This is a genomic window from Leucobacter triazinivorans (assembly GCF_004208635.1).
In the GTDB taxonomy this organism is placed as follows: Bacteria; Actinomycetota; Actinomycetes; order Actinomycetales; family Microbacteriaceae; genus Leucobacter; species Leucobacter triazinivorans.
Map to the genome: position 1 here is coordinate 1,139,054 of NZ_CP035806.1, position 13,279 is coordinate 1,152,332.

Annotated in this window: 13 protein-coding genes; 2 read left to right on the top strand and 11 right to left on the bottom strand. The window is 69.8% G+C overall.

Going from position 1 to position 13,279, the window contains the following annotated elements; all coding sequences use genetic code 11:
* Positions 1-24: 24 nt before the first annotated feature.
* The 4 genes from EVS81_RS05220 to EVS81_RS05235 all read right to left on the bottom strand — a co-directional run bounded on the left by EVS81_RS05220 (position 25) and on the right by EVS81_RS05235 (position 5,453).
* The gene (locus EVS81_RS05220; protein ID WP_130109447.1) at positions 25-1,749 is read right to left on the bottom strand and encodes a dipeptide ABC transporter ATP-binding protein; all 1,725 of its coding nucleotides are present in this window, start codon (positions 1,747-1,749) and stop codon (positions 25-27) included.
* On the bottom strand, positions 1,746-2,729 hold the full coding sequence (locus tag EVS81_RS05225) for an ABC transporter permease (protein ID WP_130109448.1): 984 nt from the start codon (positions 2,727-2,729) through the stop codon (positions 1,746-1,748). Before EVS81_RS05225 ends, EVS81_RS05220 begins: the two co-directional genes overlap by 4 nt.
* Positions 2,722-3,648 carry an ABC transporter permease gene (locus tag EVS81_RS05230; protein WP_130109449.1) on the bottom strand — a complete coding sequence of 309 codons (927 nt, stop codon included), beginning with the start codon at positions 3,646-3,648 and terminating at the stop codon, positions 2,722-2,724. Before EVS81_RS05230 ends, EVS81_RS05225 begins: the two co-directional genes overlap by 8 nt.
* A 185-nt stretch (positions 3,649-3,833) precedes the next feature.
* Positions 3,834-5,453 carry a peptide ABC transporter substrate-binding protein gene (locus tag EVS81_RS05235; RefSeq protein WP_130109450.1) on the bottom strand — a complete coding sequence of 540 codons (1,620 nt, stop codon included), beginning with the start codon at positions 5,451-5,453 and terminating at the stop codon, positions 3,834-3,836.
* A 270-nt stretch (positions 5,454-5,723) separates the two neighbouring features.
* On the opposite strand from EVS81_RS05235, the gene EVS81_RS05240 reads away from it, so the two are divergent.
* The gene (locus EVS81_RS05240) at positions 5,724-6,539 is read left to right on the top strand and encodes a CPBP family intramembrane glutamic endopeptidase (RefSeq protein ID WP_130109451.1); all 816 of its coding nucleotides are present in this window, start codon (positions 5,724-5,726) and stop codon (positions 6,537-6,539) included.
* Between the two features lie 53 nt (positions 6,540-6,592).
* Here the strand turns inward: EVS81_RS05240 and EVS81_RS05245 are convergent, their stop codons facing one another.
* The 5 genes from EVS81_RS05245 to EVS81_RS05265 all read right to left on the bottom strand — a co-directional run bounded on the left by EVS81_RS05245 (position 6,593) and on the right by EVS81_RS05265 (position 11,373).
* Positions 6,593-7,282, bottom strand: coding sequence for a hypothetical protein (locus EVS81_RS05245; protein ID WP_130109452.1), 690 nt, complete (start codon positions 7,280-7,282; stop codon positions 6,593-6,595).
* A 51-nt stretch (positions 7,283-7,333) separates the two neighbouring features.
* Positions 7,334-8,257 (bottom strand): homocysteine S-methyltransferase family protein, encoded by a 924-nt coding sequence (locus EVS81_RS05250; RefSeq protein WP_130109453.1) that lies wholly within the window; start codon positions 8,255-8,257, stop codon positions 7,334-7,336.
* Entirely contained in the window at positions 8,254-9,039 is a 786-nt protein-coding gene (locus EVS81_RS05255) for a phosphotransferase (protein ID WP_130109454.1), read from the bottom strand. The genes EVS81_RS05250 and EVS81_RS05255 overlap by 4 nt, the downstream gene beginning before the upstream one ends.
* Positions 9,040-9,234: 195 nt before the next feature.
* Complete coding sequence (locus EVS81_RS05260; RefSeq protein ID WP_240740051.1) at positions 9,235-9,882, bottom strand: GTP pyrophosphokinase; 648 nt, start codon at positions 9,880-9,882, stop codon at positions 9,235-9,237.
* Between the two features lie 198 nt (positions 9,883-10,080).
* The gene (locus EVS81_RS05265) at positions 10,081-11,373 is read right to left on the bottom strand and encodes a condensation domain-containing protein (protein WP_130109456.1); all 1,293 of its coding nucleotides are present in this window, start codon (positions 11,371-11,373) and stop codon (positions 10,081-10,083) included.
* Between the two features lie 47 nt (positions 11,374-11,420).
* Between EVS81_RS05265 and EVS81_RS05270 the strand changes: the two genes are divergently transcribed.
* A complete protein-coding gene (locus EVS81_RS05270) occupies positions 11,421-12,212 on the top strand; it encodes an alpha/beta fold hydrolase (RefSeq protein ID WP_130109457.1) in 792 nt (263 codons plus the stop codon).
* Positions 12,213-12,249: 37 nt separating this feature from the next.
* Here the strand turns inward: EVS81_RS05270 and EVS81_RS05275 are convergent, their stop codons facing one another.
* Together EVS81_RS05275 and EVS81_RS05280 are read right to left on the bottom strand one after the other, a co-directional pair.
* Positions 12,250-12,459 carry a DUF4287 domain-containing protein gene (locus EVS81_RS05275; RefSeq protein WP_130109458.1) on the bottom strand — a complete coding sequence of 70 codons (210 nt, stop codon included), beginning with the start codon at positions 12,457-12,459 and terminating at the stop codon, positions 12,250-12,252.
* A gap of 83 nt (positions 12,460-12,542) precedes the next feature.
* Positions 12,543-13,145 (bottom strand): DinB family protein, encoded by a 603-nt coding sequence (locus EVS81_RS05280; protein WP_130109459.1) that lies wholly within the window; start codon positions 13,143-13,145, stop codon positions 12,543-12,545.
* Between the last annotated feature and the right edge of the window lie 134 nt (positions 13,146-13,279).

Consider the following 13,279-nt stretch of genomic DNA (forward strand, 5'->3'; position numbering starts at 1 on the left):
GCGCCGGCTCGCCGCAGCCCCGCCTCAGCCGATCCCGAGCTCGATCTGCGCCCCCGGGATCGCCGCGAGCAGGTTCTTCGTGTACTCCTGCTGCGGGTTCTCGAAGACCTGCTCGGTCGTGGCCTGCTCGACGATGCGCCCCTGCTGCATCACGCAGACACGGTCTGCGATGAGCCGCACCACCGCGAGATCGTGGGTGATGAAGAGATAGGTGAGCCCGAGCTCCCGCTGCAGCTCGGCGAGCAGATCGAGGATCTGCGCCTGCACGAGCACGTCGAGCGCCGAGACCGCCTCGTCGAGCACGAGGATGTCGGGCTTGAGCGCCAGCCCGCGGGCCACGGCGACGCGCTGCCGCTGGCCGCCGGAGAGCTCGTTCGGGTAGCGCGTCGCGAGTTCGCGCGGCAGCGCGACCTGGTCGAGCAGCTCGAGCACGCGCGCCTTGCGGCTCGCGGTGTCGCCCACCCCGTGGATCTTCAGCGGCTCCATGATCGTGTTGCCGATGTTGTGCAGCGGATCGAGCGAGCCGTACGGATCCTGGAACACCGGCTGCAGCGTGCGGCGCAGGTCGAAGAGCCGCTTGCCGGAGAGGCCGGCGGTCTCCTGCCCCGCGATGCGGATCGAGCCCGAGCTCGGTTCCTCGAGCTGCAGCACCATCTTGGCGATGGTCGACTTGCCCGAGCCGGATTCGCCCACGAGCGCCATGGTCTCACCGCGATTCACGGTGAAGGTGGCGTCGCGCACCGCGTGGAAATCCTCGTGGCCGAAGCTCCCCTTGCGCAGCTTGTAGATCTTGCCCAGGCCCGAGACCTCGATCATGGGCTCGCCCTGGCCCACCGCGGGCTTCTCCTCCTCGGCGAGCACCGAGAGGTCGAAGGACTCCGTGGGCGCGGCCGGCAGCTCGGCGTCGGAGCCGATGCGTCGCGAGGCCAGGCTGGGAGCCGCGGCGACCAGGCGCTTCGTGTAGGGGTGCCGCGGGTTCTGCAGGATCTCGCGGCTCGGGCCCGCCTCGACGATGTTGCCCTGGTACATCACGATGAGCTTCTCGGCCCGCTCGGCCGCGAGACCCAGATCATGCGTGATGAACACCACCGCGGTGCCGAGCTCTCCGGTCAGCTTCGCGAGGTGGTCCAGCACCACGCGCTGCACGGTCACGTCGAGTGCCGATGTCGGCTCGTCGGCGATCAGCAGCTGCGGCTGCGCGGCGAGACCGATGCCGATGAGCGCGCGCTGCTTCATGCCGCCGGAGAACTGGTGCGGGTACTGCTTCATGCGCTGCGCGGCGTTCTGCAGGCCGGCCTGCTCGAGCACCTCGACGGCGCGCTGCTTCACGGCGCGACGGCCCTTGGCCAGCCCGTTGGCGCGCACGGCCTCCTCGACCTGGAAGCCGACGGACCACACGGGGTTGAGGTTCGACATCGGATCCTGCGGCACGAGACCGATCTCGCGGCCGCGGATCGACTCCATCTCCTTGCGGGAGACGCCGACGAGCTCGCGCCCGTTCCAGCGCACGGAGCCTCCGGTGATGCGCCCGGTGCCCGGCAGGAGGTTGATGACCGCGTGCATCGTGGTCGACTTGCCGGAGCCCGACTCGCCCACGATCGCGACGGTCTCACCGGGGTAGACGTCGAAGTCGACGCCGTGCACGACCTCCTTGAGGACCTTGTCGACCTTGAACGCGACCTCGAGGTCTCGCACGCTCAGCAGTGGCTGCATGTATGACTGTCCGCTCTCGGTGTTCGTCGCGCTCATCGGCGGGCCCTCGCCTTCGGATCGAGGGCGTCGCGCACGACCTCGCCCAGCATGACGAAGCCGAGCACGGTGATGCTGAGCGCCAGCGACGGATAGATGAGGGGCATCGGATCGGTGCGCAGCGACAGCTGCGCAGCGCTGATGTCGTTGCCCCAGCTGATGAACTGCCCCGGCGGCAGGCCGACGCCGAGGAACGACAGAGTGGCCTCGGCCACGATCGCCGACGACAGCGAGAGCGTGGTCACCACGATCGCCGGGGCCAGACCGTTCGGCAGCACGTGCCGCACGAGCGTCGCGAACCGCGAGAGGCCGAGGGACTCGGCGGCCATCACGAAGTCGGCGTTCTTGACGCGGAGGATCTCTCCGCGCACGATGCGCGCGGTGATGGGCCACGAGAATCCGCCGATGGCGAAGGCGATCACGAGCGGGTTGCGGTAGTCCTGCATCACGCTCATCACCACGACCGCGGCGAGGATGTAGGGAATCGAGAAGAAGACGTCGCCGATGCGGGAGAGCACCGTGTCGACGAATCCGCCGAAGAAGCCGGCGAGCGCTCCCATGACGGTGCCGACGACGAAGGTGATCGCGATCACGATCAGACCGACCGATACCGATGTCGAGGCGCCGTAGACGATGCGGGCGTAGACGTCGTACCCCTGCTTCGTGAAGCCGAGCGGGTGGCCGGGCTCGGGGGCGCCGTTCGAGTTGGCGAGCGAGCTCGCCCGCGGATCCACCGAGGTGAACCACCCCGGGAAGAGCGAGACGAGCACGACGAGCAGGATGATCGCGGCGGAGATCCAGAACATGGGCCGGCGGCGCATGTCGCGCCACGCGTCGAGCCACAGGTTCGACTTCTTCTCGCGGATCCGGACCGCGTCGACGGAGGCGACGGGCGTCTCGTCGACGGGAGCGACGAAGTGCTCGATGGGCGGGCGCTGCGCGCCCGCGGACTGATTGCTGGAGTTCTTCGGCTCAGGCATAGCGGATCCTCGGGTCGAGAACGGCGTAGAGGAGATCGACGACGAGATTGACGACGAGGTAGATCAGCACCATCACGGTCACGAACGAGACGACGGTGGCGTTCTCCCCCTTGAGGATGGCCTGGAAGAGCACGTTGCCGACACCGGGCACGTTGAAGATGCCCTCGGTGACCGTCGCGCCGACCATCAGCGTGCCGAAGTCGGTGGCGGTGTTGGTGATCGTGGGGATCAGCGAGTTGCGCAGCACGTGCACGGGGACGACGCGGTTGCGGCTGAGCCCCTTGGCGTACGCGGTGCGCACGAAGTCCTGGTTGAGGGTGTCGATGACCGAGGATCGCGTGAGACGCATGCTCGTGGCGTAGAGCGAGACGCCCAGCACGATGGCCGGAAGCAGCAGATCGCTCACCGGTGCGCCCGGCCCCACGGTCGGACTGAACCAGCCGAGCTTGAGCCCGAGGCCGTACTGCGCGATGAACGCGATCACGAAGATCGGGATGCTGAGGAAGAGCAGGCCGATGATCAGGTTGATGTTGTCGAAGAGCTTGCCCTTGCGCAGGCCCGAGAAGAGGCCGACGACCACGGCGAGCACGAGCTCGATGCCGATCGCCATGGCGGCGAGGGTGATGGTCACCGGGAAGGTGCGGGCGAGGATCTGCGAGACCGGCTCGCCCGAGAAGCTGATGCCGAAGTCGCCGACCAGGATGCCCTTGAGGTACAGGAGGTACTGGATGAAGAAGGGCTGATCGAGGTTGTACTGCTCGCGCACCCGCTCGAGCACGGCCTCACTCGGCTGCTTGTCGCCGAACATCGCGGCGACGGGATCGCCCGGCATGGCGAAGACCATGAAGTAGATGAGGAAGGTGGTGCCCAGCAGGACCGGGATCACCTGAAGCAGACGGAAGAGTATGTATCTCAGCACTCTTCCGCCCCCTTCTGGTCAGTGAAGGAAGACATGTTGCGTATTCTCTCGCATTCGTGGTGCGAAGCGAAACCAAGGAACGTCAGTGTTCCCGGCCGCGCAAGTGAGTGCTCGCCGGCGAAGCGGATGGCCTCGAGACGAGGGCGAGGCCCCGAGCTGATCGCCCGGGGCCTCGCAGAAGCGGATTACTTCGTGGTGATCTCGTTGAAGATCGGGACCGAGTTCCAGCCGAACGCGACGTTGTCGACGTTCTCGCTGAAGCCGCCGGTCGTGCCCTGGTACCAGAGCGGGATCGAGGGCATGTCCTCGAGCAGCAGCTCCTGCACCTCGTCGAGCTTGGCGTTGCGCGCCTCGTGGTCGCTCTCCTGCACCGCCTCGTCGAGCAGCTGATCGACCTCGGGGTTGGCGTAGAACCCGTGGTTGGAGCTGGCATCGGTGTAGTAGAGGGGCTGCAGGTAGTTGTAGGCGCCCGGGTAATCGCCCTGCCAACCGGCGCGGAACGGGCCGCCCACCGTGTCGGCCTCGCGGTCGTCGAGGAATGCGGCGAAGGTCGGGTAGAGCTTCGGCGCCGCGCTGATGCCGAGGTTGGTCGCCCACTGGTTGGCCACGGCCTCGACCCAGACCTGGTGCGGTCCGTCGGTGTTCGTGGCGACCTCGAGGGTGCCCTCGTAGGGGCTGATCGCGTCGGCCTCGGCCCACAGCTTCTTGGCCTCGTCGGGGTTGAACTCGAGCTTCTCCATGCCGGCGAGGTCGTCGGCGAAGCCGTCGACCACCGGGGAGGTGAAGTCGACCGCGGGCACGTTGGTGCCCTCGAAGATCACGTCGATGATCTCGTCGCGATCCACCGCCATCGACAGCGCCGCGCGGCGGAGCTTGCCCTCCTCGTCCATGCCGAAGTGCTCGAGGCTCGTCGAGATGGCAAGCGTGGTGGTGAGCGCGCCGGCCTGGTTGATCGCCCGATCGCCCAGCTCGTCCTGGAACACCGCGAAGGAGGTGTCGGGGATCTGGTCGAGCACGTCGAGGTTGTTGGCGAGCAGATCGGTGTAGGCGGCGTCGAGCGACGCGTAGACCTTGAACTCGATGCCGTCGTTCGCCACCTCGCGGGGGCCGACGTAGCTGTCGTTCTTCACGAGGCTGATCGACACGTCGTGCTTCCAGGCGTCGTCGCCGTCGAGCATGTACAGACCGTTGCCGACCGGGTTCTGGCCGAATGCGGCCATGTCCTCGAACGCGACGTCCGGCAGCGGGTAGTACGCCGAGTAGCCCAGGCGATCCGGGAAGTCGGGGCTCGCCTCGATGGTGAAGGTGTGATCGTCGACGATCGTGAGGCCCTCGAGCGCCTCGACCGGCTCGCTCTCGCTGAAGCCCTTGATGGCGCTGAAGAAGTACTGGTTGCCGAGCGCGTTGTCGACGTTCGCCGCGTAGTTCCACGCGTCGACGAAGTTGTGCGCCAGCACCGGGGTGCCGTCGGAGAAGACGGCGTCGTCGCGGAGCTTGACCTCCCAGAGGGTGTTCTCCTCGTTCTGCGCCTCGATCGACTCGGCGACGCCCATCTGGGTCACGCCGTCGGCGTCGTAGTAGACGAGGCCCTCCCAGAGCGCGTCGACGACCTTGCCGCCGCCCACCTCGGTGGTGTCGGCGGGGATCAGGCCCTTCTGGGGCTCGGTGTTGTTGACCGTGATGATGCCGCCGGCGCCGGCCTCGCCGCCGCCCTCACCGCCGCCGTTCGACGCGCAGCTGGTCAGCGCGAGCGCGCCCGCGGCGGCCAGCGCGATGAACCCCAGACCGACTCGTGATCGTCTCACTGGATTCCTCCTTGAATGTCCGCACTCGCGCAGAAGTCGGCCGAACCGACGCCCCCGCGAGTGTTCTCCTTGGTATTGCAACGGATTCAGCCTAGCGATCCGCCGAAGCCCCGAACGCCAATTCCCGGCCTCGTGACGCCTTCGTGATCCAGGTCTGTAGATCATCGAGAATTATTCGGCCCGGATTCCAGGTTCGTCTGTGCGGTTCCACCATTCTCTGTTGGGCAGCAGCTCCACTCTGCCGCGCACCCTCGGGAGTACGCTGAAGCCGTGACCCCGCATCGCCTCCCCGACCCGCTCCGCTCGCGTCTGCGCTGGGAGGTCGGGATCGTGCTCGCGCTCTCCTTCGGCGCCTCGGCGGTCTACGCCGTCGTCTCGATCCTCGACCGCCTGACCCGCGACACCGCGCTCGCCTCGCAGACGGCCACGATCAACCGGCCGCTCGCAGAACGCCCGCTGTTCGACCTCGTCTACCAGCTGCTCGCCTTCGCATTCGGGCTCGCTCCCGTGGCCCTCGTCGTCTTCCTGCTCTGGCGCGGCACGCGCCCGCACCTCGCCCGGCTCGGTCTCGGCGCCCCGATCGACGGCGGTCGCTGGCGATGGCTGCGCGAGACCGGCGGCGGGGCGGCGCTCGCGGCGCTCATCGGCATCCCCGGAATCGGCTTCTACCTCTTCGCGAAGTGGGTCGGGATCAACGCCACCGTCGTCCCCACGGCGCTCGACGCGTTCTGGTGGACGGTGCCGGTGCTCGTGCTGCAGGCGCTCCGGGCGGCACTGGGCGAGGAGCTCATCGTGGTCGCCTACCTCTTCGACCGGCTGCGACGGCTCGGGGTGGGCCCGGTCGCGACCGTCGTGTCGAGTGCGCTGCTGCGCGGCAGCTACCACCTCTACCAGGGCTTCGGCGGCTTCATCGGCAACGTGATCATGGGGCTCGTCTTCGGGTGGGCCTACCAGCGCTGGGGCCGGGCCCTCCCCCTGATCGTCGCCCACTGGATCCTCGACATCGTCAGCTTCGCCGGCTATCCGCTCGCCCTCGCGCTGTGGCCGAGCCTGTTCGGCGCCGTCGGCGCGTCCGCAGGCGGGTGAGCGCACGAGAGCGACCGAGATCCGGGCCCTCGGTTTCGACTCGCTGCGCTCGCTCAACCAGCGGGGCGGATGCTCTGCACGAACGCGTCGGTCAGACCCCAGAGCTCCTCGTAGAGCTCGGGGGCCGCGGCACAGCTTTCGGCCGGCCTGAGCACCTCGTACTGGCCCTCGGCGAGCTGCGTCGCCCCCCAGTTGCCCTCGCACGGCAGCTGCCGGATGAGGGCGCTGTCGAGCCAGAGCTCGGTGTTGCCGTTCTCGAGGGTGTAGCTCGTCGAGCCGAACTTGCTGCTCAGCTGGCCGTTGACGCCCCACTGCGGGATCGGCAGCTCCATGGTCGGGCCGACCTCGACCCTCGGCACGTCGTCTTCCGGCGGCTCGGGATCATCCTCACCCTCACCCTCGCCCTCCTCCGGAGCGTCCGGCGTGGTGGGCGGCGGGGTCGTCGGCTCCGCGGTCTGATCCGAGGCCTCCCCGGATCCCGAACCCGCATCTGCGCCGCGCACCAGGTTCACCACGACGATGGAGACGATGATGGCCAGCACCGCGACAAGGCCCACGATGATCCAGGGCTTCGCTGCGGACGCGCCACGGGGGCGCTCGGCGTCCCGCTTCTGCTGCTCCATCGGGAGCTGAGCCGTGCGCACGCGCTCTGCCTGCTCCTGGGCGAGCCGCTCGCGCGCAGGAACGGGCTGGGGCTGCTCCGGCGCCGGCCCGAAGAGTTCCTCGAGTGGATCTTTACTCACGGTCCTACCCTAACCACTCAGACTGCGAGTCCTGTAACCGAGACGACGACGTCAGACCCGATCAGCGGTGGGGGCGGCGCGGTCGGCGAGCGCGGCGACGTGCGGCGCATCCGTCCCGCAGCAGCCGCCGAGCGCGGCGGCGTTCGGGGCGTACGCGCGCAGCTCGGTCTCGAGCGCCGCGAACCGCTCCGGATCGTCGCCCGGCCCGGCGTCGCCGTGGGTCGCCGCGTTGAGGCGGAAGCCCACGAGACGGGACAGTTCCGGTGCGCCGTGGCAGCGCGCCAGGCCCTGCGCGACCTCGCTCGGGTGGGCGCAGTTGACGAGGAACCCGATCGCGGCGCCGTCCGTGGCGGCGTCGACCTCGGCGATCGCGTCGGCGAGCGATGCTCCGTCCGCCAGCGATCCGTCGGCTCCCACGGCGAAGGAGACGGCCGCCGGAATCCGCGCACGCCGCGCCGCGCGCACCACCCCGATGCCCTCAGCCGCGTCGAGCGTGGTGACCGAGGTCACCCGGTCCGCCCCGGCTTCCGCGAGCGCGCGCACTTGCGGTTCGTGATAGCGCTCGGCCTGCTCCGGGGTCATCCGCTCGGCTGCGTCGTACTCGTCGGAGCGCGGCCCGACGCAGCCGTTCACGAGCATCTCGGGAGCCGCCGCGGATCCCACTGCGGGAGCCGCGCCGTCGAGGAGGCCCCGCACGAGCGCGACGGCATCGGCGTTCACACGCTCGAGCGCCGCGGCGTCGTAGCCGAGCCGCGATCCCCAGTCGGGATTAGCCCGCCAGGTCGGCGTGTCGAGCACCAGCCCCAGACCCCGCTCCCGCGCGAGCTCCACGTACGGTCGGTAGTACTCCCGGAGCGCTTCGCGCCCGGGCACCGTATCCAGCAGCACGAACGCCGCGAACTCGGGCAGGTCCTGTGCCAGTCGATCGGTCAGCGCGGTCTCGATGCCGCCGTCGGTGAGCACCAGCTCAGTCATCTTCCACTCCTCCGTCGCAGTGTCTCGCGGATCGATTCTCGAATCGCCTCGCGTCTCGCACCGAACTCGCGCACCCTCGTGAGGTGGCGCTCCATGATCCCCGCGTCACGCAGGGCCAGCGTACCCGGGTCACCGCGCTCGATGCCCGCCCGCCAGCGCTCGGCGATGAGGTCCATGCGCGTCTCGACCGCATTGAGCAGCTCCGCCGGCCCGATCCCGCCGTACGCTTCGGCGGCGAGCATGAGTCGGCGCGCCGCATCCGCGACGGGAATCTCGCGCAGCAGCGGCACCCCCGACCAGCAGAGAAACGCGAGATCGTCGACCGGTCGACCGGGGCCCGCGCGATCCCAGTCGATCATCCCGGCGAAGCCCTGCTCTCCGATCACCCAGTTGTACAGCCCGGGATCGTTGTGGCAGATCACCTCTCCGGCTGCGAGATCCTGCATCCCCTGGCGCCACTCGCGCGGTCCGGGCCTGAACCCGCGAACGGCGTCGTGGAAGCGCCGGAGCCACGCGGCGGCATCCGCCAGCTCGTCGTCGCTCGCGCGCTCCGTCTCGGGATCGAGCGTCCGCCCCGGCAGGTAGTCGAGCACCTCGCGGCCCGCATCGTCGAAGCCCCGCACCCGCGGCACGCCGTCGAGTCCGCACGACGCGAGGTGCTCCAGCAGCTCGTGCACCGCCGGGGTCCACGGCCCGGTCGGGCGGTGCACCCGCACCGCGCCGTCCGCGGTGCCGATCCGCCAGACTCCGCCGGATCCGCCGGGCAGGTACTCGCTCTCCACACCACGACCCTATCGGTCTGCCGCGCGATCCGAGCGGCCGCACCTCTTCCGCGCCCACCGCACGCTCTTCGCGCGTCAGTAGGTGCGGCCAAAACACGGGAATGGCCGCACCTACTGACGCGCGAAGAGGGTGCAGACGGGCGCCGGGCGCGTGCACGAGGAACCTCGCCCGCCCGGACGGGCGCCGCGCGCGGGCTACGCGCGGTGGACGCGCGGCTCCACGGCGCGCAGCTCCAGGGGTGCGGTGTGCGTCGGCGGTTCGCCGTGCAACTGGACGTGCAGGCGCTCCATGCGGGTGTCGAGCTCGGCCGCGATGTCGGCCGCGAGCTTCAGCTCCCGAGTCAGCGACCCCGGCACCTGACGGTCGTACTTGTAGTAGATCTTGTGCTCGAGGCTGGCCCAGAAGTCCATGGCGATCGTGCGGAACTGCACCTCGACGGGCACGTCGACCCGACCGCTCGACAGGTAGACGGGCACTGAGATGATGGTGTGCAGGCTCTTGTACCCGTTGGGCTTGGGCGACTCGATGTAGTCCTCCACCTCGAGCACGGTGATGTCGTCCTGCTGGGTGAGCAGGTCGAAGAGCCGGTAGACGTCGCGGATGAACGCGCAGGTGACGCGCACCCCGGCGATGTCCTGCACCTCGCAGCGGATCTCGTCGAAGTCGTTGCCGAGTCCCAGCCGCTCCAGCTTCGAGACGAGGCTGTCGACCGACTTCACCCGGCTCGAGACGTGCTCGATGGGGTTGTACTCGTGCATGTGGAGGAACTCCTCGCGCAGGATCGAGAGCTTCGTCTCGATCTCCTCCATCGCGAAGCGGTACTCGAGCAGGAAGCGCTGCATCCGGTCGCCGAGCGAACGGAGCGCGCTGGCCGAGATGGTGATCTCGTCGTCGTCGACGCCACCGCCCCCGTGGCCGCCGCGCGGGCCCCTCCCCGTCGAGCCCGAATCGAACGCATCGAGTGCCGCAGTGCTCATGCGCTCCAGCCTAACCGCGCTCCCGACGAACGCGCTGAGACTTTGCGAATCGCGTCACGAGGATCATCGCCCCGCCGCGGCCTGCAGCCGGGCGACGAGCAGATCGAGCCATGCCCCGACGTGGCGGCGCGCCTCGAGCGTGTCGGGATAGCGGCAGCGCAGATGCAGGCCCGATTCGTCGAGGATGAACCAGAGCATCACGCCGTCGGTGCGGATTGTCGCGCCGACGTACTGCGCCTCCAGCCCCACCGCGTCGATGCGCACCGGCAGCCGGCGCAGATCCAGCCAAGAGATCGCGAACATGCCGGGCCCCTCGGGCATGCCGCCCCAGGGGCGCAGGATCCGCTCCAGCGGCCACGAGCCCAGCTGCACCGCTTCTCTGATGGCGGCGGCGCAGACCGCGGGATCCGGATCCGGCACCTCGATCACCGAGTTCGTGATGAACCAGCCCACCGAGTCGTGCCAGGTGCTGTCGTAGCGGCTGTGCACCGGGAACACCGCGCGCAGAGGTGCGTCGGCCAGCTCGCGGGTCACCGCGGTCATCGCTGAGACCGCGAGCGACAGGGTGGACACCCCGCACTCCTGGGCCCGGGCGGCGAAGGCGGCGCTGCGATCGACGTCGAGCACGTCGCGCACCTCGACGCGCTCGGGCTGCGGCCCTCCGGGCCCGAGCGGCAGCGGGAAGGCCGGCATCGCCCCGCCGCTCGCCTCGAGCACCTCGGCCCAGCGGCGGTGGATCTCGGCGGGCGCGTCGGGGAACGCCTGCAGGGCGCGGGTGTGCTCGGCGAAGGCCGGCGGCGCGGGGAGCGGCGCGGGCGCCTCGGGCGAATCCGCCGTCTCGAGCGCGGCGAGGAAATCGCGCGCGATCACGAGCATGGACCACATGTCGACGTGGGAGTGGTCGGCGCCGATCACCACCGTGGGCCCCGCGGCCGTCTCGAGCACGCACATGCGGTGCGACGGACGATCGAACGGCGCGCAGTGGCGGTCGAGCACCTCGCGGATCGCGTCGTTCACCGCTTGCCCCGGGGCGATCGTGTGTTCGACCCACGCTCCCGGACGCACCTCGACCTCGTGCAGCTGCGGCTCTCCGTCGGGCCCGGGCACGAACACCGAGCGGAGGGTGCCGTGGCGCGAGACCACCCGCATCCAGGCGGCCGCGAGATGCTCCCTCGCGACCGGCTCGCGCAAGCGGAACGAGAGCGCCATCCAGGATCCCGGCCGGTCGCCCCCGCCGACGTGTCGACGCTGGTCGAACGAGACCGGCAGCTCGCGACCCGGGCGCGACAGGGTCACGTCGTATCCGAGCAGCCGCCCGAAGGGCAGCCGCAGATGAGCCACATTGGTCAACCGCATAGCGGTACCCTATCCCCCGAGACCGTCCCGAGCGCAGAGGAGCCCCGATGTCCACCTTCGCGGTGCCCGGCGCCGAACTCGAAGCGGAGTTCAGCGACGAGGGCGGCCACCCGGTCGTGCAGCTGCACGGCCTCACGTCGAGCCGCTATCGCGATCGGGTGCTCGATCTCGACCTCGGGCGCGGGCTCAGCGGCACGCGCCTGTTGCGCTACGACGCGCGCGGTCACGGGCACTCCTCGGGCGGCACGCGTCCGGAGGAGTACGCGTGGCCGAACCTGGCCGACGATCTGCTGCGGCTGCTCGACCACTGGTTCCCCGGCGAGCAGGTGCACGGTGTCGGGCCCTCCATGGGCTGCGGCACGCTGCTGCACGCCGCAGTGCGGGATCCGGATCGCTTCAGCGGGTTCACGCTGCTGCTGCCGCCCACCGCGTGGGAGACCCGGATCCCGAAGGCCGAGGAGTACCGTCGGTCGGCCGCCTTCGTCGAGGCCCACGGCCTCGAGGCCTTCATCGACGCGACGCGCGGCGGTGCCCGACCGCCCGCGACCGTCGGGACCCCGGAGACCCGACCGGAGGTCGCCGAGCGCACCCTGCCGGCGCTCTTCCGAGGTGCGGCCCTCAGCGACCTGCCGGCGCCGGATCGGCTCTCCCGGATCGATGTGCCCGTCACGGTGCTCGCCTGGGTCGACGACCCGTCACACCCGGTCTCTACGGCCGAAGCGCTCGCGGCGCTGCTGCCCCGCGCGGCGCTGTCCGTGGCCGGGACTCCGGCGGAGGTCTCTGCCTGGCCGGCCGTGCTCCGCGATGATGTGGCGGGACGGGGCGAGGCCCGCGCCTGATTCCGATCCCGATCCGGGACTCGCCGATCCGAGACGTTCAGGCCCCGTCGTGCTCGGCACGGAACACGTGCACGAGAGCGTTCGCGTGCCCGTGCCCCATCCCCTGCTCCTTCAGGTAGGCGACCTGCTCCATGTGCTTCTTCCCGGCGAGCGGGCGCAGCTGCACGATCCACTCGTCGATGGATCTGCCGTACTTCGCCTCGATCGAGGGGAAGTACGACTTGGGTCCCTGCACCGATTCGGTCACGACGGGCCTCCTTCTGCTCTCGATCCTCACCGACGCGGCGCGGATCCCTCCGATCCAGACGCTAGCAGGGCAGCGCGCATGCGTCACGGGCGATCGCGCGATATCACGGGGCGATCGGCATGCGCGAACAGGTCGCGCAGCAGGCAGATCTCGGAGAGGTGGTGGATCAGCTCGCGGTTGATGTGCAGCACGAGCGCCGCCATCGACCAGTCGGCGTAGGGCCCCTCGGCCTCGCCGCACGGGCGCTCGAGCCCGGCCTCGCCCAGCGACGCGACACCCGCGAGCCAGCGGGCGAGCTCGTCGTCGAGCTGCGCCAGCGCTCCCGCCGCGGTCTCGGCGTACTCGAACGTGACGTAATCGACCGGCTCGCGGCCGAAGTGCGAGGCGTTGCGCATCGCCAGCACGCCGACGATCACGTGGCCAAGGCGCCAGGCGATCGTGGTGAACGGCGCGGGGCGCGGCTCGGGGATCTCGAACTCGATCGTCATGGCGCCGGTTCCGCCCTGCACGGGCGCCGTGCTCTCACCGCGCGGGCGCAGGCTCCAGCACCCCGGCACCGGCTCCCAGAGATATTCCTCGTCGCTCAGCCCCTCCAGCCGTCCCCGCACCTGGTGCACCCAGTGCCAGTCGACCTGTTCGCGGAGCCGCGCGTTCCAGATCTCCTCCTGCGTCTCGCGCGTGGCCATGGTTCCCCTCCTCCGGTCGGTTCCTCCATCATCACCCGGATCCGGCGCGAGGGCATTCAGCTTTCGTCGCGCCGACCGGCCCTCGTGCGGCGTGCTCGACCGCTCCGATCCTTTGGCCCCAGTCCCGGTCCCGG